Here is a 24427-nt window from a genome sequence, read left to right as displayed (position 1 = left end):
GGTCATGGCGACCTTGCCGCCGCCTCCTTGAATTGAATGTCGAATCCGGTGTGACCGGACCCGGATTGCAGTGTCACGTTGGCGCGTAATTGTTTGGTGAACATCCTGACCAGTCGCAGGCCCAGCGTGTTGGCCTGCTCCAGCTGAAAGTCTGGCGCCAGCCCGACGCCGTCGTCGTGCACGCCCAGCACGAACCCGCCGTCCGCGACCGCGTCGAGCGTCACCAGCAGGCGCCCCGGACGGCTGTTGGGGAACGCGTACTTGAGTGCGTTGGTCACGAGTTCGTTGAGCATCAACCCCACCGGCACCGCGGTATCGATGTTCACCGTCGCCGGATCGAGCCGGCATTCCAATTTCACCTTGGCATTGGCGGTGTAGGTGCGCATGAGAATACTCACCAGGGTCTGCACGTAGTCCGCCAGATCGACCGTCGCCAGCGTCTCCGACTGGTAAAGCTTTTCATGGATGAGGGCCATGGAACGGATGCGCCCCTGGCTTTCCTGGAACTGCATGAGCGTCCGCGGATCGCGGATGTAGCCCGATTGCAGCGAGAGCAGACTGGCGATGATCTGCAGGTTGTTTTTCACCCGGTGGTGAATCTCCTGCAGCAGCGCCTCCTTTTCCTTCAGCGAGGTGCGGATCTGGTGCTCGATGTCCTTGGTGCGCGAGACGTCGCGAATGGCCGCAGAGATCAGGACGCCCTCATCCGTCTGCACCGGGCTGAGGAGGATTTCAACCGGAAACTCGGTACTGTCCTTGCGCAGCCCATACAAATCCAGTTCGGCACCCATCGTGCGGACTCGCGGGTCGGCGCCAAAATCCATCCGCTGCTGAGGGTGGCGCGCCCGGAAGCGTTCCGGCAACAGCATCTCGACCATCTGGCCCAGCAGCTCGCTGCGCGCGTAGCCGAACAGCTTTTCCGTTTGCGCGTTCAGCAGGACTATGCGGCCCGCCTCATTGACGATGACGATCGCATCCGGCGAGGTTTCCAGCAGACGGAACTGCGCCTCCAGGCGCGTGCGCTCGCCCATCTCGCCCGCCAGATCGTCAAGGATATTAAGCACCGCTTTCTGCATCTCTTCAAGGCGCAGCTTCTCGGTACCGGAATCGTCCAGTATGTTGAGAACGGCCTTTTGCGTCATCTCCAGCAACGATCGTTCGCCGGCCGCATCCTCCAGGATGTTGATCACCGCCCGCTGTGTGTCTTTCAAACGTGTCCTTTCGGCGGCGGCGTCTTCAAGAATATTGAGAACCGCCTTCGCATAGTCGGCGGTACTGAACGGCTGCTCGGTGTCCACGCTGTGCGCCATGTTCGCCGGCATAGTCTGTCACCTGGCCCCGGTTTTCTTGAGTTCTTCAATCTCCTTCTTGAGCTCGATCATCTTGAGCTCCCGTCCGACGGTAAGCCGCTGGAAACGCTCCAGTTCCGCCAGCCGCTCCAACTCCTTGTTGCGCTGTTCGGCGACCTCGGCCTCGGCCCTCTTCTGCGCCGTCACGTCACGCGCGGCGGCGAACACGCCCAACACGTTGCCGAGTGTGTCCTTGTAGACTGAGGCGTTGTAGAGCACGTCGGTGAGGCGCCCGTCCTTGTGTCGGATTGTCAGCGGGTAGTCGGTCACGAAGCCCTCGGCGAACACCTGCTGGTAGCCTTCGCGCGCTTTTTTCGGTTCGGTAAAGTAGTCGGAGAAGTCGGTCCCGATCAGCTTGTCGCGCGAGATGCCGGTGACCTTGATCGATCCCTCATTGACGTCGGTGATCTTGCCTTCCGTGCTGATGGTGACCAGTGGATCGAGCGAAGCCTCGATCAGGCTGCGGGCATATTGGGAGGATGTCTTTTGCACCGTGACATCCCGAATCGTCGCCGCGACAGACAAACCCTGGGGGCTTTCGATCGGGCTGAGACTGATCTCGATCGGGAACTCGCTTCCGTCCTTGCGAGCACCCCAGAGTTCCAGGCCCGCGCCCATGGGACGCAGGCGCGGTTCGCCGAAGAACTTCGCCCGATTTCCAGGATGGGCGCTGCGGTAGCGGCTGGGAACGAAGAGATCAACCGACTTCCCAAGCATCTCTTCGCGCGCATAGCCGAACAGGCTTTCGGTCTGGTTGTTCACCAGCAGGATGATTCCTTCCCGGTTGGCAAGCACCATCGCATCCGGCGCCGACTCGATGAGGGTCCGGAATCTCTGTTCCGCCCTGCGGCTTTCCGTCACATCGCGCGCTGCCGCAAACACGCCCAGCACATTTCCGCGCGCGTCCTTGTACACCGAGGCGTTGTAGAGCACGTCGGTGAGGCGCCCGTCCTTGTGCCGGATCGTCAGGGGGTAGTCGGTGACGGCACCCTTGGAAAAAACCTGCTGGTAGCCTTCGCGGGCCTTTTCCGGCTCGGTGAAGTAGTCGGAGAAGTCGGCTCCGATCAACTTCTCGCGCGGCACGCCGGTGACCTTGATCGAGCCTTCATTGACATCGGTGATCTTGCCTTCAGGGCTGATGGTGACCAGCGGGTCGAGCGAGGCCTCGATCAGGCTGCGCGCGTAGAACTGCGTGGCCTTGAGTTCTTCCGTCAGGCGGATTTCATCCGAGATGTCTTTCGAGATCAGCAGGAAGCCGATGGGCTTGCCGGTGGCATCGCGGCGTGGCGTGATGACGACGCGCGCGGTGAATCGCTCGCCGTTATTGCGGCATCGCGTGAGGGTACCTTCCCATTTGCCGGCTTGCAAGGCGGCGTCCATGATCTGGGCCGGCTTGCCGGCGGCAAGGTCCTCCGGCGTATGGAGCATGGACGAGTTGGCCTTGCCAATGACTTCTTCCGGCTCGTAGCCATAGAGGCGCCGTGCACCGGCGTTCCAGAGCTGGATCTTGCCGCTGAGATCCTTGCCGATGATCGAATACTCGGTCGACGATTCGAGGATGTTTTGCAGGAAAACCGATTGCTCTCCTGGTGGCGTTATTGGCGCGCCATTGCGCTCCTTTACTGTCTTGGCACGAGCATCCATTTGAGGCTCCTCCCGAGAGGGGTTGGCGAATGAGCCGCGGTCGCTATCGCGCCTCGATGAAAATGCTGGGTGCCACACCATCGGCTCGTGCGGCTACGCGCGGGCACATTTCGGCTGCGCATGGGGTCGGCGCTGGGTGGTGCCTGCGGGGTGGAGAAACGACAGCGCGGCGCCTGCTCAACATGCGCCAATCGCTGCCCTGATAAGGCCATACGCTGCATTCAGCTCTCCCTTGCTCTATTCGATCATCGCCAGCGAGCCTATGGTTATGACTGGCTCTTGGGGCTGGACCGCACTGGATTGCAGTTAGTTTGGGCATTATGGGCGCAATGTTGTGGTGCGTCTAGGGCAATAGTTGCTTGCTGTCTGGCCGCGGCCAGGCCGGTCCGGCCAGGAGGAACGAGTGAGGAGCGGGTTGGCCGTGGCACTGAAGACGGCCATCGCGGCAGAGCTTTGGACCGCACACGATTTCGGGTGAAGCAGGCGATCGCAGTGGCAGCCGCCAAAGGGCTCCGCGAAACGTTCGCTGCGGGTCAAACCTTTCCCGCCGGTGATGTTGCAGACTTCAATCGCCGGCAGCACCGGAACGCGGCGAGCCGGAATCTGGCGAAAGCAGGCGGTCGAATATGCCGGCTACAACCTCTGCAACTTCTTCCTCACCAGATGAATATTGCTGCGCAGCGCATACAGCTCGTCGGTGTATGACAGCGGCACGCTGATTTTTTCAGCGCGATTTTCCAGGCTGTTGAGTTCTTCGAGCAGCGCGCTATTGCGCGTGTTTTCGCCCGTGCTCTCAATGCGGCTTTCAATATCACGCAACTGGCCATACCACCTGAAAATGCGCGAGCGTACTCGAAACTCGTAGAGTGGCGGCACAATGCGCGACAGCGGCAACAGCACCGCGATGATGATGCCCATGACCAGCCACATGCGCTCGACCAGGTTGGCCACCCAGAAGGGCAGGTAGCGCTGCAGCAGCGGCGCACCGGCCTGAATGCTGCGCTCGGCTTCTTTGGCAACCGGCAATTCGTTGTTCTTCACATTCGGGTATTCGCGCGCCCGCTTGAACCAGCCGGCACTGCCGTGGATCTCGTTACCGGCCAGTGCAAACAGCTGCAGCAGCGCCGGGTGTGTGCCGGCCCGCGTGAGCAGGGTGGTGGTGGGCGCCACCAGGCGGACATCCTGCGGCGGAATATTGGTGGCCAGATCCACCACGCCGCGCGGCAGCACCGCGGGGCTCAGGAACTCAAAGCGCCGCGAGTAGGCTTCGCTTTGCGCAAAATCCATCAGCTTGACGCCGGGTGTCTGCAGCAGCATCTGCACCATCAGCGATTCGGGTGCCGAGGCGAACACAATGGCGTCCAGCTCGCCGCCCAGAAAGGCCACGGTGGCCGGGGTCTGCTCCAGCCGGGAGATTTTCAGGGTGCTGCTGTCAATGCGGTTGCTCTCCAGCAATTTGTTCACCAGGTTGGGCACACCGCTGCCGGGTGTGCCGACGTTGACGCGCAAGCCTTGCAGTTGTGTCAGGGCGCTGAGGGTAGAGCCGGCGGCGGCACCGTCTGCCGAGGCATTGCCGCGCGGCGCTGCGGATGCGACTTTGCGCGCAGCCGCCTCCCGGTAAAACAGCCACACCGGTTCCAGAAACAGGCTGCCCAGCGATTCCAGCTGCCCGTCATTTTCGATGCCTGCCTCGCTGGTGCCGCCCTGCACAAAACCGAGATCGGCCTTGCCCTCGCGCAGCAGCTGCAAATTGGTTGCCGACCCTTCCGAAGGCAGCTGCACGACCTCGATGCCGTCTTTCGCAAGAATGCGCGCGTAGCGCTTGCCAAATTCTTCATAGGCGCTTTGTGCCGGGCCGGTGGCCAGTACCACCCGCTTGGGCGGGTTGGGGTCCAGCCACCAGTAGGCCAGCACCAGCAGCGTGGCGGCCAGCAAAATGAAGGGACCGGCAGAGACCGCCAGATCGCGCAGCGACAGCAGGGTGTAGCGTATGGTTTTCGGCATGCTGTGAACCATAGCATGTGGCGTGCCGCGGCGTACCCCCAGAGATTTTCTATTGGTAAAAACACCTGAAGACCAGAAAAAATATAGGCTATTAGCTATGATAATTATAGCGAACGAGGTTTGCGCCTGCATCTGCGGCGCCATTTCAACGACCCTTGTTCCGTCGCATGAGCCAGTAGTCTGCCGGAATCACAAATATCGACTGCAGTGCGCCGTGATGCGCTGCATCACCTCCAAGCCGGTGTCGCTGCCCCCACATGATGGGGAGCATCCCCCAGAATCACCGTCACCGTCACCGTCACTGTCATGGCCTTGGGACGCACGTGCAACACAGATATTTCCCGGAGCGCATTGAGCAGGGCGGTCTCGCTGCCTTCCAACGACGGATGTGGGGCTGGTGCACTTCCTTAACGTCGAATAGTGCCCAGGCAGCTCGACGACACATCGATACCCGCGTCTGTGACCGGCATCGCGATCGTTGGGCTCTGTCAGCAGCGTGGCCGTGCAGCGTCGAGCACTCGGCAGATGAGGCCGCTTGGGCACGTGGGTTCTGTAGGGCTCGCAAGTTCACGGCGCCAGCGCCCGGTCCAGCGATGCCATGAACTGCTCCGGAGCCTGGTACCCGATCACGCGGAAGGCCACCTCCCGGCCCTGCTTGTCGAAGAACACGATGCCCGGTGGTCCGAACAACGAGAACCGCTGCAGCAGCGCGTGGTGATCCGGGGTGTTGGCGGTGACGTCGGCACGCAGCAGTACCGCATCCTTCAAGCGGGTCTGAACCCGCGGATCGCTGAAGGTAAAGCGGTCCATTTCCTTGCACGACACGCACCACTCGGCCCAGAAATCCAGCATCACGACCTGGCCCCGGGCCGCCCCCAGCCGGCTCTCCAGTTCGGACACGCTGTTCACGGGCTGGAAAGTGAGTTCCCGTCGCTCGATGTTGGCGGTGCCACGGATGCCAGCCAGCGGCCGCAGGATCTCGCGATGGCCCGAAAGCACGCCTACCATCAGGGCCGCACCCGTCAGCAGCGCCAGCACGCCCACACCCTTGAAAAGGCGCCTATAGCCCGGCGCGTCGGTCGGCAACGGGTCGAGGGCGTGCAAGTAGATGGCCGACACCACCAGCAGAGCCGCCCACAGCAGTTGCTGCACGACGACCGGAATCACTGGTGAGACGAGATAAATCGCCACCGCCAGCATCACCACGCCGAAGAGCCGCTTGACCGACTCCATCCAGGCGCCGGCCTTCAGCAGCAAAGTGCCGGCCGTGGCGCCGACCACGAGCAGCGGAGCACCCATGCCGATGGCCAGCGAGAACAAAGCCACGCCGCCCAGGGCGATGTCGCGCGTCTGACCGATGTACAGCAACGCGCCCGCTAGCGGGGCGGCGACGCAGGGCCCGACGATCACCGCCGACAGTACCCCCATCAGAAACACGCCGGCCACCCTGCCTCCCTTGAGCCGGCTGCCCGCACGGGCCAGCCGACTTTGCAGGGATGCGGGCAACTGCAGTTCGAACAGGCCGAACATCGACAGCGCCAGCAGCACGAAGATCGCGGCGAAGCCGCCCAGCACCCAGGGGTTTTGCAGGTACGCGGACAGCAGCGTGCCCGCGAGCCCCGCCGCCACGCCGGCCAGCGCGTAGGTGATCGCCATCCCCAGAACGTAAACCAACGACAGGCCGAGGGCGTGGCGCCGCGTCATGTGCGGTTCCTGTCCGGCGATGATGCCGGACAGGATGGGGATCATCGGCAGCATGCAGGGCGTGAACGCCAGCAACAGACCGAAGCCGAAGAAGGCTGCGACCAGCGCCCAGACACTGCCGCGCATGAACAGCTGGCGAATATGCCCGTCGTCCGACGGACCGCCGGTCGGCAAGCCCGATGCATCGGCCACAGGCACCGGCGAAGGTTCAGCGGGCGAGGCGATGCCAAGTAGCGCTACGGTGAACGTTTTCTCGATCGGCGGGTAGCAAACGCCCAGCGGTTCATTGCAGCCCTGGTACGTGGTGCGCAGCTGGATCGGGCTCTCTTGCCCATCCGGCCGCTTCAAGTCAATGATTGCCTCGACCGGGCGGCGGAACACTTCCACCGTCCCGAACGTGGGATCGGTCTTGGGCTCCCCCTTGGGCAGCGTCACCTTGGCGATGGCGACCGTCGGTGGTTGGACAACGCTGAAGCTGATACGGTCGCGGTAGAGGTAGTAGTTCGGCGCCGGCGTCAATTCGGCGACCAGCCTGTTCGCATCGCTCGCCCGCACCGCAATCTGGAACGCCTGTTCCGGTGGCAGCAACTCGGGCTCCGAGCTGGGAACATTCAACCACTTCCGGATCGAGTCAATCGGCCCCGACGCTGCGGCCGAGAATCCGGGCGGCGGCGACACAGGGGGCGCGGATGCATCGGATTGGGCATAGGCCGCAGCAGACGCGGCAAGCAGCAGTCCAGGAAGGCAGCGTGCGACGCGAGCCGAGGTGCAGCGCAATGATCGTGAGGTCATCGTTTTGCCGCTTTCTGCAGCTGCGCTTCCAGCTCGGCGCGAGGGACGGCGCCGACCAATCGGCGCCCATCCGCGAGTATTGTCGTCGGGGTGCCGGTGATACGGTGCCGCTTCGCGAAGTCGATGATTTTCGCAATCGGGTTGTCGCAGTTCGCCGCGCCAGTGGGCACGGTGCCGGGACGCATGGCATCGTCCCACGCCTTGACCCGGTCTTTCGCGCACCAGACCGCCTTGGACTTGGCCACAGCGTCGGGGTGGATCTGGTCGATGGGATACAGAAAGACATACACCGTCAAGTTGTCCATGCCCTCAAGCGTCTGCTCCAGCATCTTGCAGTACGGACAGTCGGGATCCTCGAAGATCGCGATCCTGCGCGCACCGGTGCCCTTGACCCGCTTGAAGGCCCAATCGAGGGGAAGGCTGTCGAAGGGAATCGCATTGATCTGTTCGAGCCGGACTTCGGTGAGGTTGCGGCTCGCTTTGACGTCGAGTAGCGGACCGCCAAGAACGTATTGGCCGTCCTCCGTGATGTAGATGATCTGGCCTTCGATCGCCGCTTCGAGAACGCCCGGAACCGGGGTCTTCGAAGGGCTCTGGATCGGGCTTTGCGGGAAGGTGCGCTGCAACGTGGCGCGCACCGCGGCGTCGTCGCTGCGGGCAACCGTTGCCACGGTCGCCGCCGCGATGACCATCAGCAGACGCTCCATCATCGTCTACTCCTTGACGAGGTAGTTGCGCATCAAGCCGGAGTCCTCGTGCTCCAGCATGTGGCAGTGGTAGGGAAACAGCCCCGGGTAGTCGGTGAAGCCCAGCAGGAGGCGCACGCGCTCGCCCGGCATCACCAGCACCGTATCCTTCCACCCTTCGTCGACGAAGCCGGCCTTCACCGTGCCGTGTTGCCGCGAGAACTTGCCGGCAACGGAGCGCCCGATGACCCGGAACTGCAACCCGTGCACGTGCATCGAGTGGGGCATCGTCATATCCATCATCCCGCTCGCGGCATCGTTGCGAAACTCCCAGACCTCGTGGGTGCCCAGCTTGACGGTTTCAAGCGGGCTCGCACCGAGCATGTCGAAGCTTTGGCCGTTGATGCCCCAGACCATCATGCCCATGGTGAGATTGAACACCTTGGGGTGGTTGAAGTTGACGGCAGCGCGCGGTTGCGGGCGCCGCAACTGGGACAGGCGTTGTGGCAGCGCGGCGCGGCCTCTCGTGCCACCCTCGACCCGCAGCTTGAGCACTGGGAACGGCGCGCCATCGGGCAGCGCCGTTCCATCCATCATTCCGCCCATGGCCATGCCGCCCGCGAAGGCGAGGCTTTGCAGCGTCAGTTCTGTGCCCGCGGTCCAGCGGCCGAAGTCCACCCACAAGTCGACGCGCTCGGCCGGCGAGAGCATGACGTAGTCGCGTTGCAGCGGCGCCGCCAGCAAGCCGCCGTCGGTCGCGATCACCGTCAGCGGCGACTGGTCATGCCACGCCAGCTTGTACATGCGAGTGTTCGAGGCATTGAGCAAGCGCAGGCGATGGGGGCGGCGCTCGACCTCCAGGTTCGCGCCGGGTCTGCCGTTAACGAGGATATTGTCCCCGAGCACGCCCATCATGCGGGCCATCATCTGGCCCATGCCGCCCATGGCATCCATGGCACCCATGGCACCGCTGCGGCCGTCTCCACCCATCATGCCGCCGCCCATCATCCCGTGTTGGCCAGTGCCCTGCGATACAGCACCGGCCGCGCTCTCCGACAGGTAGACGAGCTGGTTGTCGTCGTCGAACGTGCGGTCCTGGATCACCAGCGGAAGGTCGTGCGGGCCGGTGGGCAGATCAAGGGCAGCCTCCTCGTCGTCGCTTACCAGGAACAGGCCCGCCAGGCCGAAGTAGATCTGCTTGCCCGTCCGGCCATGGGGGTGCGGGTGGAACCAGTAGCTGCCGGCCCGATCCACGACCGTGAACTCGTAGACGTAGCGCTCGCCCGGCGCAATCGCGTAGCGCGGATGGCCATCCATCGCCTCCGGCACGTGCAGTCCGTGCCAATGAGTGATGGTCGACTCAGGCAGCGCGTTGATCAGGTCGATGCGCACCCGCTGACCCCGGCGCACTCGGATGATGGGCCCCAGGTAGTTGCTGGCCCACGTATTGAGCGCGCTCGCGTCGCCGTGCAGCAGCCTGCCCCGGTAGCGCCACACCTGGGTCTGCTCACCCGGGCGGATGGCAACCTTATCTTGAACCGCATGCAGTTCGATGTGCACATCGATGCCGGCGGCGGTGTGCTCTTCGTTGCCGGCCCTTGTGCTTAACGCCCGCAGGCCGAGCGAAGCGACCGCCGCAGTGGCGGCTGAACGGATCAGGATGCGGCGCCTTTGATTGTTCATGTGGGACGCCTCCGATCTGGTTTTGGTGCGGGGAACGGGACCTGTCAGCAGCTCCAGCGACCCATCATTCCGAAATGCATCGCCGCCATGCCGATGGCGCCCAGGATTGCAAAGCCACCAGTGACCGCGAGTACGCCCACAACGATCTTGGGTGCGCTGCTATTCTGTACGTCACTCATGGGTCGATCCCTCCTTCGCGATCAGCGTCCAGGTCCGCCCCTGGTCCTTGCTGAGAAACACGCTTCGTTTGAAGGTCGCGATGGCGATCTCGGATCGCCGGACGGGGTTCTGCGCGATGTACGCCACGGCATCCTCCGTCAGTGCCGGGGTCGGAACCTCTTCGGCCTTGCCCCCACCCTTCAATGCGATCCTCGCCAGCGCCGCCTTGCCTGCATGGGTGCTGAACCACAGATGCTGCCCGTCCAGGTCGAAGCTTTGGGCGAGTACGCGCTGGCCACCCGCCAGCCGCTCGAAGCTCTCGGCCGAATCCCGGGACAGATACAGCCCGTCGTCCATGCCGGCAGCGACGACTTTGGCGTCCGTGGGGTGCACGACCAGGCTGTTGAGCTTGGGACCCAGCCCCTTGGCGGCGGCGCGCGTCCACTTCAGGCCATCGTTTAGTGTGTAGTAGATGCCGGCCTGGCTCATGCGGGAGTTCGGCTGGTGATTGAGCACGTACACCGCGTTGGTCGCGTAGCTGGTCGCCAGCATATGGAAGTCCGACTCGCCTGTGAGCCCCAACTGCTGCCAGTTCTTGCCGCCGTCGCGGCTCTTGATCAGGCCGAAAGGGTTGGTCAGTCCGGAACCCGGTGCCGGGTGCCCGCTGCTGTACAACGCGTCGCGCGTGGCGGAGTAGCCCATGTAGTCGTGCGCCGGCCCTGCGGCCTTGGACCAGCGCCCGTCCGCGTACACGGCCAGGCCATGGTGGCTGGGGATCAGGAGCTGTTTGCCGTCAGCGCTGTAGGACAGCCCGTGGACGTGCATCAATGTGACAGGTTCGCCGGCGCGAGCCTGGGTGGTCGTGCAGACGCCGAGCACCAGCGCGAGCAGGGCGGCGTGGAGGGTGGGCTTGTTGAATCGCATATTGATCCTTGTTATATGTCGGCTGACTTGACCGGCGACGTTGAACCGCCCGTGCGCTCGCCGCAGGCGACCACGAGTAGCACGAGCGCGACGACAGGAAATGCTCTCAGGGCCATGGTCTACCTTCGGGTTGCGATGGCGCCGCACCAGGCGCCATGTGGCTGTGTATCAGTTGGACCATCCGCGGGTCGTCCCACGCCGCCGGACCGAGTTTGCGGCCGATCTCGCGGCCCTCCCGGTCGATGAGCAGCGTCAGCGGAACACCGGCCACACCGAGATTCGAAGATGCGTCGCCGAACGTGTCCATGTATGACTGCAGGTGCTTGATGCTTGTGCGATCGAAGAATGCCTGCACGACCGGCAGGCCACCGTGATCGATTGAGAGTGCGACGACTTCGAAGTGCGGCCCACCCAGCGCGGCCTGCAAACGATCCAGGGCCGGCATTTCTTCGAGGCACGGCGGGCACCATGTGGCCCACACGTTGAGCAGCACGACCTTGCCTCGGAAGGTGGCCAGGCTCGTCTGCGTTCCCCCATCGGAGAACCGCAGATTCGGCAATTCCTTCGGGCGCGCATGAAGGACGAGGTCGAGGCCGGCGGATTGCGGACTACGCATTCGATCAAGCAGCGGCACAACGGCAAACAGTCCTGCCACGATGGGCAGCACGAGCAAGGCCCTTCTTCCTGCCGCGGCGCGCGGCCGCGCCGTCTTCGCCTGCACGGCGTGGGCGGGGTCAATAGCGGCGACCTCCGGGCGGCCCGTTGTTCTGTCCTTCACGGGCACTCCCTTCGAATGAACATCGATATCTCCTCGGGGCGCGAGAAGACGACCGCGGCCCGGTCCCCCTGCATGCCGCTGCCGACGATGACCGGCTTGCCGGTCGACGGCCCGTCGGGGCTGCCGTCGGTCTTGAACCGCAGGTTGAATTCCCACCAGGTGCGGCTCTTGCCGTCGCCGGTGAGGACGCGGTAGGCATCGCCGCAATAGCGGATCGCGGTCACCTGGCTGGACGCGTCGACGCGCTTGAGGTTCGGCAGCCCGCGCTCCGGTGCCGAAGCGCGACCTTCGGACACGGCCTGGAGATATGCCAGCAGATCGGCGCGCGTACCCGGGTCCGGTATGCCATCGAAGAGCATGGTGTTGCCCGGAATCAACGCCGCCGGCTTTCGGAGCCATGCATCCAGGGACTTCTCGGTCCAGACGATTTCCGAGCGCTTCAGCGCATCCGAATAGCGGCTGAACCCGGCGGCGGTGCCCGCCCGGCGGCCCCACACCCCTGCGAGGCTCGGGCCGGTCATGTGGCGCCCGGGCGAGAACGAATGACAGGCCATGCAGGAACGCGACACCTGTGCGCCGCGCTCGACGTCTTCTGCACCATAAGACGGGGCAACGAACGAGACCCCCCCGGCGATCCCCAGGAGGGCGATGCGGACGAAGCTTACAAGAGCCATCTGGAGCCTCGTCGATCAGGCCCGCGGCCCCTCGCCGATGAGTAGTTTCGACTCGCCGGTGTAGTGGTGCGGCGGCACCTCGAGGTTGCTGGGAGCGGGCACGTTCTTGAAAACCCGGCCGGCGAGATCGAACTTCGAGCCATGGCACGGGCAATAAAACCCGCCCGGCCATGACGCGCCGATGTCGGCAGTACCCGGCACTGGCCTGAAGGACGGGACGCAACCCAGGTGGGTGCAGATCGCCACCAGTACGGCGATGTCCGGCTTGACCGAGCGAAGGTCGTTGCGGGCGTAATCGGGCTGCTGCCCCCGACGGCTCGAATGCGGGTCGCTGAGCAAATCGTCATGGCTGCGCAAGGTTGCGAGCATGTCGGTAGTGCGGCGCAGCACCCACACCGGTTTGCCGCGCCACTCCACGGTCTGTAGCTCGCCTGGCTTGATGGGCCCAACGTCGATCTCTACGGGCGCGCCGAGCGCGCGTGCTCGCTCGCTGGGGGCCATGGAAACCACGAAGGGTACGCTCGTTGCGACGATACCCGCGCCGCCAGCCACAGAAGCTGCCGTGAGCCACACGCGACGTGCAGGGTCTGGAGGGGTTGCCGTGTGTGACACTTGAAGGCCTCGCCTGGATCCTGGGTGAGTGGAATGTGTGGCCAGCCGCCTGTGAATGCGGAATTCGGGCGTTGCTCGCTAAGCTTTGCCTGGATCGGCATGGCGGGTCTCGGACTTCACCTTGCTTTGGTCTGGCGTTCTGCTCTCATCCTTCTTGTCGCCATTCATGCCCTTCATCATGAAGAACATCGCCACGGGGCAGATGAGTGCCGCCAAGAAGGGTGCGCTGGCCAGAATGAGCACTTGGGCCGCGGGCAGCGCGAAGTACGCGACCGCGAGGCCAACGCCCAGCCCGAGAGCCATCTTCACCATCATTTTCGAATCGCATTTCATATTTTTCTCCTTTGAGACTGGGGCAGGGTCGAAAACCCCTTTGCGCACCGGTTAGCGGAACTTTTAAATTGACGATGCAGGCAAGTCATCGGTCCCGGTACGAAGATGGAGGAACCTGTCGACGGGGATCACAGCCACGATTCCTGAGCCGGGGATGTCGGCATCCCCGACTTCCAGCAAGGCGTCGAGCAGTGGCTCCAATTTCGATGCCTCCGTGAAGATCTCGATTTTGGTGTGTTCACTGAGCAAGTCCCTGGTAAAAAAGTTCTTGTACTCGCCGAAGCCCTTGACTTTCGTCAGTGTGATCCCTCCGACGCCCATGCGTATGAGTCTCGCTTCCAGCGACTTCACGGCATCAGGCGGGACAATTGCGACAACATACTTGAAGTTCATGATTTCCTCGCTTTTTTCCGTAGTTCGGCATGCGACAGACCAAACGCCTGAAGACCGAGGTCGTCATCATGGTGATTCGATGCATCGGCACAATAAATGGTTCCCCGTCGCGCAAGCCTGCAGAGCGCAGCCGCCAGATCCTGGGGCGACGAGACACCCGCTGCCCACAGGGCTGCAGAGGAAAACGGCGAGCGAGAGAACATTGCCTGCCCCTGCGAACTCAGTCAGGACGGTAACCTGCCTCGCTTAGCGCGGCAACGACCGTCTCACGATCCACCTGGGTCTCCACCGAAACCTTGTGATTGGGCAGATCCACCTCGACCTTGGCGTCGGGAGCGGCCGACTTGACGGCCTTGGCTGCCGCGTTGACGCAGTGGCTGCAGGTCATGGACTGGAGGTCGAATTCCATCATGAAGGCGCTCCTTGGGAAAAGAATGGATGCCTTCACTGTGATGCTTCCGACTGTGGGAAGGTCAAGCGATCCGAAAGATATCCATGATGACGACACTGAATTGGAAGCGGCACCCTTGACTTTCCAACAGTGGCAAGGTCGAGACTGAGTCAACGGCCGCGAAAGCGGCTTTAGCCTACCCAGGAATCCCATGAGCAGCACCGCCACCCTCGCGCCCACCGCAATCGGTGGCTTGGCGGTCCGGTCGTTTCCGATCGAGGGCATGACCTGTGCATCTTGCGTGTTTAACGAACACTGGGCGCTCAACGATCTGTTCTGGGCGTTCTCCTATAACGTGGTGGCGACTCCCTTGGTGGCACTGGGGCTGCTGAGCCCGGTCGTTGCCGGCGCGGCCATGGCGTTCAGCAGCGTCAGCGTGGTTGCCAATGCCTTGACGCTGCGCCACTGGAAAGGAGATCGACCATGATGTACAACACCGCACCACGGCAAGAACGGGCCGCCAGCAAGCCGGCAGGATACGGTCGTCACCGAACGCCGGCGCCGATGAACGCGCAGCGGTTCAACATAGGCCAGGCGGCCGCACGCTCCGGCGTGACGGCCAAGATGATCCGTTACTACGAATCCATGGGCTTGCTGTCCCCCGTGGCCCGCACAGAGGCCGGCTACCGGCAGTACGGGGACAGCGAAGTCCACACGCTGCGCTTCGTTGGCCGCGCGCGGAACCTCGGCTTTGGCATGGACGAGATCGCCGAGTTGCTCAAGCTCTGGCAGAACCGTCACCGGGCGAGCGCCGATGTCAGACGCATCGCTCTGGTCCACATCGCCAACCTGGAGCGCCGAGTGAGCCAGATGGTGTCGATGAAGCACACGATCGAGGTCTTGGCCGCGTCCTGTCATGGCGACGAGCGGCCAGCCTGTCCGATCCTCGATGAGCTCGCCGAGTGAGCGAGCGTCGGTGGGAGGTGGGTCCACAACCGATAAACAAGGCGTCATCCGTGCCCGCCCATCCGGAACAAGAAGCGTCCATCGGACGGCTGCCCTTGAGAACTTTTGTCGCCGTACCGGGTCACGTCAGTTAAACTTCCCGTTCCCACAACTTACTTATCGCCCTCCTTCGTACTTTAGCCCATGATTTGGAACCGCCGCACCCGCCTGATCACAGTGCTTTTTGCACTGGTCAGCCTGCTGTTCATGCAGTTGGCGGTGGCCAGCTATGCTTGTCCAGGTGCTGCGTCAACGGTCGCGGAAGTCGCCGCGATGGCCGACGCCCGTATGCCCTGCGCCGAACCCATGTCGCTGAACATGGACGACACGCAGCCCAACCTGTGCCAGGCGCACTGCCAGACTGGCCAGCAAACCGCCGACAAGTACGAATTCCCGTCGCCGGTAGCCATCAGTGCTCTGCCTTCTGATTTCACATCGCCACCCATTGGCCCGGTGTTTTCAGGTGCGCCGCTGCTGGTGCCCGACCTGAAGCGCACCACAGCTCCGCCTGTGGCCATCCGGAACTGTTGCTTCCGCATTTGACCTCTCAGACCACTTAGCTCCTGTCTGATGCATTCCTGGTGCATCGACAGGTCGTTATTCGTGCTCTGGAGGTTTTATGTCTATTTCGTTTCCGATTTGCCGGGCTGCCGTTGCCGCTCTGTTCGTTGCCATGGGGTCGCCATCATGGGCAACTGACCCGTTGACCCTGGCGGAGGCGCAGCGCATTGCGGTGGGCCGTTCCCAGCAATTGGTCGCTCAAAACGCGCTTACTGCCGCCGCCCGCGAGCAGGCCGTGGCTGCCGGCCAGTTGCCCGACCCGGTGCTCAAGCTGGGCATTGACAACCTGCCGGCCAATGGCCCAGACCGTCTCAGCCTGACGCGTGACTTCATGACCATGCGCCGCATTGGCGTCATGCAGGAGATTCCGCGCGCCGAAAAACGCCAGCTCAGGGCGGAAAAGTTTGAACGCGACGCTGAGCGAGTGAGGGCGCAGCGGCAACTGACGCTGGCCAACGTGCAGCGCGACACGGCGCTGGCCTGGCTGGATCGTTATTACGCTCAAGCCCAGCGTGAATTGTTGCAGCAACAAATTGAGGAAACCCGACTGCAGGTTCAAGCCGCAGACAGCGCCTTTCGCACCGGCCGGGGCAGCCAGGCTGACGTGTTCGCAGCCCGCGCCGCAGTGATCATGCTGCAAGACCGCCTCAGCCAAATTGATCGCCAGTCGCGCAGCGCTGCTCTGATGCTGGCCCGGTGGGTGGGTGCTTCTGCCGTTGAACGACCAAGCTCTGGCTCGCCACCCTGGCAAAGCACGCCGCTACAGGGTGATATTTCGAGCGAACCCCTCAAGCGGCATCCTGATCTGCTGATAATAAGTGCCGAGATTGATGCCGCTGAAACTGAAGTCCGGCTTGCTCAGGCTAATAAGAAGGCCGACATCAGCGTGGAGGCGAGCTACGCTCAGCGCGGCCCAGCCTTCTCCAACATGCTCTCCATCGGGGTATCCATCCCCTTGCAGTGGGACCCCAAAAATCGCCAGAACCGTGAGTTAGGCGCCAAGCTGGCCATGGTCGATGAGGCTAAGGCCAGATACGAGGACTTGCTGCGCAAGAACGAAGCTGAAGTCCGCAGCCTGCTCAACGAATGGCAGACGGGTAAGGACCGGCTGGTCCGATACCGTGATGAGCTGATTCCCACCGCCCGACAGCGCTCCGAGGCGACGCTCACGGCCTATCGCATTGGCAAAAGCGACCTGGCTGCTGGGCTGTCAGCACGCCGCGACGAAATTGATGTCCGCATGCAGGCCCTGACCCTGGAGATGGAAACGGCGCGTTCCTGGGCGCAGCTCAACTTTCTGATCCCCGACCTCCACATTTCCGCACCCGCCAAGGACCAACCATGAACAAGAAATATCTCATTGCCGCGCTGCTTGCTGCGGGCGTGCTTGGCGCCGCCGGTTACGGTCTGTACACCCTGGGGGTGAAAAAGGGCGGCACCATGCCTGCCGCCAGTGCACCTGCCAACGCTGGCAGCCAAAGTGCTGCGCCCGCGGCCGCTCCCCAGAGCGTCGCCGATGGTGAAGAGGCGACCCGCCGCCATATCAGCGCAGGCCTCAAAGCGGGGGATACCGATCCGATTACCGGCAGCAAGATTCTTTACTACCACGACCCCATGGTGCCAAGCAGCAAGTTCGACAAGCCGGCCAAGTCGCCTTTTATGGACATGATGCTGGTGCCGGTCTATGCGAGTGGCGACGCCGATCAAGGCAAGGTCACCGTCAGCCCGCGCATCCAGCAGAACCTGGGGGTGCGTACCGCGACGGTTACCGAGGGCACGCTGTCGCCCCAGGTTTCCGCTGTAGGCAGCATTGCCTACAACGAGCGTGATCAGGCCACCGTCCAGGCCCGCGCCACCGGCTATGTGGAGCGGCTTCATGTGCGGGCCACGTTGGACCGGGTGGCGAAGGGTCAGCCGCTGGTAGATCTCTATGTGCCGGACTGGGTGGCTGCCCAGGAAGAGTTTTTGGCCATCAAACGCATGCAAGGGAATGACCTGGCGTCACTGGTGGACGGCGCCCGCCAGCGTATGCGACAAGCTGGCATGAGCGATGAGCAAATTCGCCAGGTTGAAGCCAGCGGAAGGACGCAGGCTCGTATTACCGTGACGGCGCCGCTAGGCGGCGTGGTGGTGGAACTAATGGCGCGCGAAGGCATGACGGTAATGGCCGGCACCACTCTGTTTCGCATCAATGGCCTGTCCACCGTCTGGGCTAACGCCGAGGTGCCTGAGAGCCAGTCGGCCCTGCTGCGCCCGGGCGCCAAGGTGCAGGCGCGCAGCCCGGCGGCGCCGGGCACCACCTTCAACGGCAAGGTGCAGGCGATCCTGCCCGAGGTCAACCCGGCCACACGCACGCTCAGGGCCAGGATGGAACTGGCCAACCCGGGCGCACGTCTGGTGCCTGGCATGTTCGTATCCATGCAGTTCATGGACATGCGCGCCGAGAAGGCATTGCTGGTGCCCACCGAAGCCGTCATCCAGACGGGCAAGCGTACGGTCGTCATGCTGGCCGAGGAAAACGGACGCTTTCGGCCGGTTGACGTGGAAGCCGGGATCGAGGCCGGCGGTCAAACTGAAATCAAGCGCGGGCTGCAGGCTGGCCAGCGCGTCGTGGTGTCTTCACAGTTCCTGATCGATTCCGAAGCCAGCCTCAAAGGGGTCGAAGCCCGGCTCAACGAGGCGCCCAAGCCGGTCGCGGGCAATACCGCGCCGCGGCACGAAGGAGAGGCGAAGATCGAGGCAGTTGGCAAGGACGCGATCACTCTGTCGCATGGGCCAATCCCCTCACTGAAGTGGGGGGCTATGACCATGGACTTCAAGTCACCGCCCCCACAAGCGCTACCGCGCAACCTGGAGGCCGGCGACCGGGTGAGCTTTGAGTTCTACATGGATGCGGACGGACTGCCCCAGTTGACCCGTGTCTCGCCTCTGGCTTCCGCGCCAGGCTCCACGCCAGCTTCCGCAGGGGGCAAGAAGTGATCGCCCGTCTGATTCGCTGGTCTATCGCCAACCGCTTCCTGGTGCTGCTGGCTACGCTCATGGTGAGTGCCTGGGGCGTGTACTCGGTGCTCAGGACGCCACTGGACGCCTTGCCCGACCTGTCGGACGTGCAGGTCATCATCCGCACCACCTACCCCGGGCAGGCACCGCGCATTGTCGAGAACCAGGTCACCTACCCGTTGACCACGACCATGCTCTCGGTGCCTGGCGCCAAGACGGTGCGCGGCTACTCCTTCTTCGGCGACTCCTTCGTCTACGTGCTGTTCGAGGACGGTACTGACCTGTACTGGGCACGCTCGCGGGTGCTGGAGTACCTCAATCAGGTGCAGTCACGCCTGCCTCCAGCGGCCAAGGCCTCGCTGGGGCCGGATGCGACGGGCGTGGGATGGATTTATCAGTACGCGCTGATCGACCGCAGCGGCACGCAGGACGCCGGGCAGTTGCGCGCGCTGCAGGACTGGTTTCTCAAGTACGAGCTGAAAACTGTTCCTAACGTCGCGGAAGTGGCGTCGGTGGGCGGCATGGTGCGCCAGTACCAGATCGTGTTAGATCCCGAGAAGCTGGCAGCCTATGCCATTGCGCATACCAAGGTGGTCGAAGCCATCCAGAAGGCCAACCAGGAAACCGGTGGCTCTGTCCTGGAACTCGGTGAAGCGGAATACATGGTGCGGGCCTCGGGCTATTTGCAAAGCCTGGAGGATTTCCGTGCCGTACCGTTGATGACCACACCTGCCGGCGTCTCGGTGCGCCTCGGTGATGTGGCACGCATCCAGATCGGCCCGGAAATGCGTCGCGGCATCGGCGAGCTCGATGGTGAGGGCGAGGCTGCCGGCGGCGTGATCATCATGCGCTCGGGCAAGAACGCGCTGGAAACCATTGCCGCCGTCAAGGCCAAGATTCAGACGCTGCAAGCCAGCCTGCCCAAGGGCGTGGAAATTGTGCCCACCTACGACCGCTCGGGCCTGATCGAGCGCGCGGTGGACAACCTCACGCACAAGCTGCTGGAGGAATTTCTCGTGGTGGCCGTGGTGTGCTTCATCTTCCTGTTTCACCTGCGCTCGGCCTTCGTCGCGATCATCTCGCTACCGCTGGGCATCCTCGCCGCCTTTATCGTGATGCATTACCAAGGGGTAAACGCAAACATCATGTCACTGGGCGGCATTGCGATCGCCATTGGCGCCATGGTCGATGCGGCGGTGGTGATGATCGAAAACGCCCACAAACACCTGGAGCATTGGGGTCACGATCATCCGGGCGAAACGCTGCAGGGCGAGGCGCGTTGGCGGGTCATCGGTGACGCAGCGGCGGAAGTGGGCCCGGCGCTGTTCTTCTCGCTGCTGATCATCACTTTGTCCTTTATCCCGGTGTTTACGCTGGAGGCCCAGGAAGGACGGCTGTTCTCACCGCTGGCGTTTACCAAGACTTACGCCATGGCCGCAGCGGCCGGGCTGTCAGTAACCTTGATTCCGGTGCTAATGGGTTACCTGATTCGGGGTCGAATCCCCGATGAGAAGAGCAATCCGCTGAACCGCTTGCTGATCGCGGCCTACCGGCCGTTGCTGGATATCGTGTTGCGTGCGCCCAAGCTCACTCTGTTGGCCTCTGCTGTCATCCTTGTTATCAGTCTCTGGCCGCTGCAGCATATCGGCGGCGAGTTCATGCCGCGGCTTGACGAGGGCGATTTGCTCTACATGCCCTCAGCGTTACCAGGCCTGTCGGCCGGCAAGGCGGGCGAGCTACTGCAACAAACCGACCGGCTGATCAAGACCGTGCCCGAGGTCGCCAGCGTTTATGGCAAGGCTGGGCGTGCAGAGACTGCGACCGACCCGGCGCCGATGGAGATGTTCGAAACGACCATCCAGTTCAAGCCGCGCGACCAGTGGCGAGCCGGCATGACCCAGGACAAGCTGGTGGAAGAGCTCGACCGCATCGTCAAGGTGCCAGGCCTTTCAAATATTTGGGTACCACCCATCCGCAACCGCATCGACATGCTGGCCACCGGCATCAAGAGCCCGGTAGGCGTAAAGATTGCCGGCACGGACCTCGTAACGATTGACCGCCTCACCGGGGAGATTGAGCGCGCGCTGAAGGACGTTCCCGGCGTCAGCAGCGCACTGGCCGAGCGCCTGACGGGCGGACGCTATGTGGACGTCAACATCCGCCGAGAGGCGGCAGCCAGTTTTGGATTAAACATTGCCGACGTACAGTCGGTCATCAGCTCGGCGGTGGGCGGCGAGAACATCGGTGAGACGGTCGAAGGCCTGCAGCGCTTTCCCATCAACATGCGTTACCCGCGGGAAATCCGGGATTCTCTGGAGAAGCTGCGCAGCCTGCCGTTTGTGACGGAACGCGGCCAGCGCCTGGTGCTGTCTGACGTGGCCGATCTCCGCATCACCGATGGCCCGCCCATGCTGCGCAGCGAAAACGCCCGCCTGTCGGGCTGGGTGTATGTTGATATTCGAGGTCGGGATTTGCGCTCTGCGGTGCAGGACATGCAGAAAGCAGTGGCCGAAAAGGTCAAGCTGCCGCCGGGCTATTCGATCTCCTGGTCGGGTCAGTTCGAGTTCCTGGAACGCGCCACGGCCAAGCTCAAAGTGGTGGTGCCGTTTACGCTGCTGATCATCTTCGTGCTGCTGTACCTGACGTTCAAGCGCTTCGACGAGGCTCTGCTGATCTTGTCCACGCTGCCATTTGCGCTGGTGGGGGGCATCTGGCTGCTGTACCTGCTGAGCTACAACCTGTCGGTGGCCGGCGCTGTTGGGTTCATCGCACTGGCCGGGGTCTCTGCCGAGTTCGGCGTGATCATGCTGCTGTACCTGAAGTCTGCCTGGGACGATCGGCTCGAGCAAGGAAAAACCAGTGCCTCTGACTTGCTGGACGCCATCCGTGAAGGCGCGGTGTTGCGCGTGCGGCCCAAGGCCATGACGGTGGCCGTCATTCTGGCCGGCCTGTTCCCGATCATGTGGGGCACGGGGACGGGCTCCGAGGTGATGCAGCGCATTGCCGCGCCCATGGTCGGCGGCATGATCACTGCTCCGCTGCTGTCGATGTTCGTGATTCCGGCGGCGTATCTGCTGATGCGGCGGCCGCGCGAGCGCCAAGCCACAGGCAGGCCTTTCCGGGAGCAACGCATTCCCGCCAGTTGAACTTAATTCTCGACCGTTTTATTAGCCACTCTCAACAGGAGTTTTTCATGAAGAAAATCGCAATCGCTTCCCTGGTTTTTGTCGCAGCATCCATCGCGTTTGCCCAGTCAAAAATGGGCGATATGAAGGGCATGGACACGGTCATGAAATCTGTATCCACCGCTCAGACTACACATGAAGCGAACGGCACCATCAAGAAGATCGATGCTCAAAAAGGCTGGGCAACGATTACGCATGGGCCGGTTAACAGTCTGAGCTGGCCACCCATGACCATGAGTTTCAAGGTCAAAAATAAGAGCCTGCTCGACAAGCTGACGGTCGGCAAAAAAGTGGACTTCGGGTTTGTGAAGGAAGGTGAGGACTATGTCATGACGACAGTCCGGTAAGGTCCGTCGCCGTACCCTTACTGCATCAAGGCCGTAAGAAACTACCCCGGACGAAGTCCCCGGTAGTTCCTTGAACGACTTACCTGGCCGGCTGAATTTCGGTCACCACAATCGCGCCGCTGGCTTTCTCTGCCTTGAAGCGGATCTTGTCACCTGTTTTGACCTTGTCCAGCAGGGCGGGGTCCTTCACCTGAAACACCATCGTCATGCCAGGCATGTCCAGGTTTTTGATCTCGCCGTGCTTGATGGTGATCTTTTTGGTGGCCATGTCAACTTTGCGAATTTCGCCGTCGGCCATATCGGTGGGGGCAGCCATGGCGGCTTCTTTGCTGGCTTCCCCCATCGCCATGGGTGCGCCTGCATGCGATGCCGCGTAAGCGGACGCAGCGCCAGCCATGGCCGTGAGGATCAACAGGGTTTTCAGGGTTTTCATCATGATTTCTTTCAGGATTTAGCGGGAGATTGGGAGGGATAAGCTTGATAAACACGGCTGCTGCCATCGCGGTTGATGAGCAGCACGTCGTACGGGTCCTTGCGCCCGCCATACACCGGCGCATCCATGCCCGGTGAGCCGACGGGCATGCCGGGCACGGCCAGACCGATGACCGATGGGCGTTCTTTTAAAAGACGGTGAATTTCCCGGGCGGGTACATGGCCCTCGATGGCATAGCCGCCCACCAGTGCTGTGTGGCTGGAGCCCAACTTGTCAGGCACACCGAGCCGGGTCCTGGCCGCGGTATTGCCGCCGTTATTCACCTTCACCTGAAAGCCGCCGGCTTCCAGGTGTTTGACCCAGTCCTGGCAACAGCCGCAGTCCGGGTCCTTCCAGACCGTGATCTGGGGCTGGCTGCTGCGAGCCAGCGCGCGCAGCGGTTGAGTGAGGAGCGCTGCCGTCGCAAGTGCCGCCAGCGGCAACCGCAACGCCATACGACGGGAAACCATGTCAACGCTTGTGATCTGCATGGCCATCTCCTTTGATCAGTACCTTGCTGCTTGCCACATTCACCAGCCCCTTCATGCCGGCGTCATAGTGCCCGGGCTGCAGGCAGGCGAAGTCGACCTTGCCTGCCCTGGTGAACTGCCAGATGATCTCGCCGCTTTTGCCCGGCGCGACCGTCACCATGTTGGCGTCCTCATGCTCCATTTCCGGATTTTTCTTCATCACTTCGTAGTGGTCCTTCAGGTCTTTTTCCGAGCCCAGCACCATTTCGTGCTTGACCTGGCCAAGATTCCTGGCGACGAAGCGGATAGTCTCACCCTGCTTGACGGGAACTTTTGAGGTATGGAAGCGCATGTCATCGGTCATGTCGACGACCACCGTGCGTGTCACCCTGGATGCGATGCCGGGCTTGCCGATCGCGTCGTCTCCATGACTACCTGTATGGTTGCCAGCCGCCAGCGCGGACAGGGAAAACAGAACGCAAGGGAGCGCGAGCAGGACATTATGTGATTTCATGAAATACCTTTTAAACGGGGTGATTGAAAAATAGACGGTGACCAGGGTAGTCATCGGGTTCGGGAAATGAATGGGGTTTTGGTCTTGCGTGAAGCCGGATGAGACCTTATTGAGGAGAGCTTGGTTCCTTTCCTGTCGTCGTCCGGTCATAACCCCGCAATCTCTGGTAGCTGGCAATTTGCTGTGGGCTGAGCAGCGCGGTTTGCGCCAGGTGGGTCTGTAAATGTTCCGCGCGCAGCCGGGCTTGCAGCGTGCCGATTTGGCGGGTCAGGTCTTCAACGCGCTGAGCATCGATTTGTTGTGAGGCAAAAGCCCCGTCCAGCGAACGCTCAGCCTCCAGCAGCTGAGCCCCCAGGGTGCGTGCCCTGGATTTGTGCTGATCCATCAACGTTCTGGTGGCGCTGTGCTGATCGCCATTGAGCCTTAGCTGCGACGACAATTCCAGCACATGTGCAGGGCCCGGGTAGCCGTTAAGCTCGGCGGCTTTCGCATAGGCCATGCCGGCACCCGACAGGAGGCTCGTTACATCACTTGCAGAAAGTGACTTGATGTCGCGGGTCTGCTCTCCCGCGTACGGAGATGCCGGGGTGTCGGCTTGCGCGGTTGCCTTGGCGGCGCTGCTGTGCGCATGCCCGGTGTGTTGCGCAAAAGAGGCGCTGGTCCAGACAGCCAGGGTGCACGCCGCTGCTAATTGAGTGGCTTTTTGAGTGGCTTTTGAGATTTTCATGACAATTTTCATGACATTTC

25 protein-coding genes are annotated in these 24427 nt (G+C 62.5%); 7 read left to right on the top strand and 18 right to left on the bottom strand.

The genetic code is table 11. The annotated features are described in order from the left end of the window. Positions 1-2: 2 nt before the first annotated feature. From BPRO_RS29685 to BPRO_RS17470, 14 genes are all read right to left on the bottom strand, one after another. Positions 3-1322, bottom strand: coding sequence for a sensor histidine kinase (locus BPRO_RS29685; protein ID WP_011484411.1), 1320 nt, complete (start codon positions 1320-1322; stop codon positions 3-5). Positions 1323-1328: 6 nt separating this feature from the next. Further along, entirely contained in the window at positions 1329-2993 is a 1665-nt protein-coding gene (locus BPRO_RS17525) for a PAS domain-containing protein (RefSeq protein ID WP_011484410.1), read from the bottom strand. 633 nt (positions 2994-3626) lie between these two features. Beyond that, entirely contained in the window at positions 3627-4997 is a 1371-nt protein-coding gene (locus tag BPRO_RS17520) for a TAXI family TRAP transporter solute-binding subunit (RefSeq protein ID WP_011484409.1), read from the bottom strand. Between the two features lie 567 nt (positions 4998-5564). Beyond that, positions 5565-7493 (bottom strand): protein-disulfide reductase DsbD, encoded by a 1929-nt coding sequence (gene dsbD, locus BPRO_RS17515; protein WP_011484408.1) that lies wholly within the window; start codon positions 7491-7493, stop codon positions 5565-5567. Beyond that, entirely contained in the window at positions 7490-8203 is a 714-nt protein-coding gene (locus BPRO_RS17510; protein WP_011484407.1) for a DsbC family protein, read from the bottom strand. Before BPRO_RS17510 ends, dsbD begins: the two co-directional genes overlap by 4 nt. 3 nt (positions 8204-8206) lie before the next feature. Beyond that, on the bottom strand, positions 8207-9862 hold the full coding sequence (locus tag BPRO_RS17505) for a multicopper oxidase family protein (RefSeq protein WP_011484406.1): 1656 nt from the start codon (positions 9860-9862) through the stop codon (positions 8207-8209). A gap of 44 nt (positions 9863-9906) precedes the next feature. After that, a complete protein-coding gene (locus BPRO_RS30730) occupies positions 9907-10041 on the bottom strand; it encodes a hypothetical protein (RefSeq protein ID WP_255349052.1) in 135 nt (44 codons plus the stop codon). Beyond that, a complete protein-coding gene (locus tag BPRO_RS17500; protein ID WP_011484405.1) occupies positions 10034-10945 on the bottom strand; it encodes a F510_1955 family glycosylhydrolase in 912 nt (303 codons plus the stop codon). The genes BPRO_RS30730 and BPRO_RS17500 overlap by 8 nt, the downstream gene beginning before the upstream one ends. A 106-nt stretch (positions 10946-11051) precedes the next feature. After that, entirely contained in the window at positions 11052-11723 is a 672-nt protein-coding gene (locus BPRO_RS17495) for a TlpA family protein disulfide reductase (RefSeq protein ID WP_011484404.1), read from the bottom strand. Next, entirely contained in the window at positions 11720-12397 is a 678-nt protein-coding gene (locus BPRO_RS17490; RefSeq protein WP_011484403.1) for a c-type cytochrome, read from the bottom strand. Before BPRO_RS17490 ends, BPRO_RS17495 begins: the two co-directional genes overlap by 4 nt. Positions 12398-12412: 15 nt before the next feature. Beyond that, complete coding sequence (gene petA / locus BPRO_RS17485) at positions 12413-13009, bottom strand: ubiquinol-cytochrome c reductase iron-sulfur subunit (RefSeq protein ID WP_011484402.1); 597 nt, start codon at positions 13007-13009, stop codon at positions 12413-12415. A 78-nt stretch (positions 13010-13087) separates the two neighbouring features. Beyond that, complete coding sequence (locus BPRO_RS17480; RefSeq protein WP_011484401.1) at positions 13088-13342, bottom strand: DUF2933 domain-containing protein; 255 nt, start codon at positions 13340-13342, stop codon at positions 13088-13090. Between the two features lie 63 nt (positions 13343-13405). After that, positions 13406-13735, bottom strand: coding sequence for a P-II family nitrogen regulator (locus BPRO_RS17475; RefSeq protein WP_011484400.1), 330 nt, complete (start codon positions 13733-13735; stop codon positions 13406-13408). Between the two features lie 220 nt (positions 13736-13955). Beyond that, on the bottom strand, positions 13956-14147 hold the full coding sequence (locus BPRO_RS17470; protein ID WP_041388916.1) for a heavy-metal-associated domain-containing protein: 192 nt from the start codon (positions 14145-14147) through the stop codon (positions 13956-13958). 190 nt (positions 14148-14337) lie between these two features. Between BPRO_RS17470 and BPRO_RS29680 the strand changes: the two genes are divergently transcribed. The 7 genes from BPRO_RS29680 to BPRO_RS17435 all read left to right on the top strand — a co-directional run bounded on the left by BPRO_RS29680 (position 14338) and on the right by BPRO_RS17435 (position 22224). Next, positions 14338-14613, top strand: coding sequence for a hypothetical protein (locus BPRO_RS29680; RefSeq protein WP_011484398.1), 276 nt, complete (start codon positions 14338-14340; stop codon positions 14611-14613). Between the two features lie 77 nt (positions 14614-14690). Further along, complete coding sequence (gene cueR, locus BPRO_RS17460; RefSeq protein WP_011484397.1) at positions 14691-15092, top strand: Cu(I)-responsive transcriptional regulator; 402 nt, start codon at positions 14691-14693, stop codon at positions 15090-15092. A 183-nt stretch (positions 15093-15275) separates the two neighbouring features. Next, a complete protein-coding gene (locus BPRO_RS17455) occupies positions 15276-15674 on the top strand; it encodes a hypothetical protein (RefSeq protein WP_011484396.1) in 399 nt (132 codons plus the stop codon). Positions 15675-15750: 76 nt separating this feature from the next. Next, on the top strand, positions 15751-17037 hold the full coding sequence (locus tag BPRO_RS17450) for a TolC family protein (RefSeq protein ID WP_011484395.1): 1287 nt from the start codon (positions 15751-15753) through the stop codon (positions 17035-17037). Next, positions 17034-18671 (top strand): efflux RND transporter periplasmic adaptor subunit, encoded by a 1638-nt coding sequence (locus BPRO_RS17445; protein WP_011484394.1) that lies wholly within the window; start codon positions 17034-17036, stop codon positions 18669-18671. The genes BPRO_RS17450 and BPRO_RS17445 overlap by 4 nt, the downstream gene beginning before the upstream one ends. After that, positions 18668-21838, top strand: a complete 3171-nt coding sequence (locus BPRO_RS17440; protein WP_011484393.1) for an efflux RND transporter permease subunit — start codon at positions 18668-18670, stop codon at positions 21836-21838. The genes BPRO_RS17445 and BPRO_RS17440 overlap by 4 nt, the downstream gene beginning before the upstream one ends. A 47-nt stretch (positions 21839-21885) precedes the next feature. After that, a complete protein-coding gene (locus BPRO_RS17435; protein ID WP_011484392.1) occupies positions 21886-22224 on the top strand; it encodes a copper-binding protein in 339 nt (112 codons plus the stop codon). Between the two features lie 79 nt (positions 22225-22303). On the opposite strand, the gene BPRO_RS17430 is transcribed toward BPRO_RS17435, so the two are convergent. From BPRO_RS17430 to BPRO_RS17415, 4 genes are all read right to left on the bottom strand, one after another. Beyond that, the gene (locus tag BPRO_RS17430; RefSeq protein ID WP_041389994.1) at positions 22304-22657 is read right to left on the bottom strand and encodes a copper-binding protein; all 354 of its coding nucleotides are present in this window, start codon (positions 22655-22657) and stop codon (positions 22304-22306) included. An 11-nt stretch (positions 22658-22668) separates the two neighbouring features. Further along, positions 22669-23187 carry a DUF411 domain-containing protein gene (locus BPRO_RS17425; RefSeq protein WP_011484390.1) on the bottom strand — a complete coding sequence of 173 codons (519 nt, stop codon included), beginning with the start codon at positions 23185-23187 and terminating at the stop codon, positions 22669-22671. Beyond that, positions 23168-23680, bottom strand: coding sequence for a cupredoxin domain-containing protein (locus tag BPRO_RS17420; protein ID WP_011484389.1), 513 nt, complete (start codon positions 23678-23680; stop codon positions 23168-23170). The genes BPRO_RS17425 and BPRO_RS17420 overlap by 20 nt, the downstream gene beginning before the upstream one ends. A 106-nt stretch (positions 23681-23786) precedes the next feature. After that, positions 23787-24419: a periplasmic heavy metal sensor gene (locus BPRO_RS17415; RefSeq protein WP_049764140.1), complete on the bottom strand. Its 633-nt coding sequence runs from the start codon at positions 24417-24419 to the stop codon at positions 23787-23789. Between the last annotated feature and the right edge of the window lie 8 nt (positions 24420-24427).

It is taken from the genome of Polaromonas sp. JS666 (assembly GCF_000013865.1).
In the GTDB taxonomy this organism is placed as follows: domain Bacteria; phylum Pseudomonadota; class Gammaproteobacteria; order Burkholderiales; family Burkholderiaceae_C; genus Polaromonas.
The sequence above is the reverse complement of the archived record's forward strand: the minus strand, read 5'-3'. Positions and strand labels throughout refer to the sequence as shown.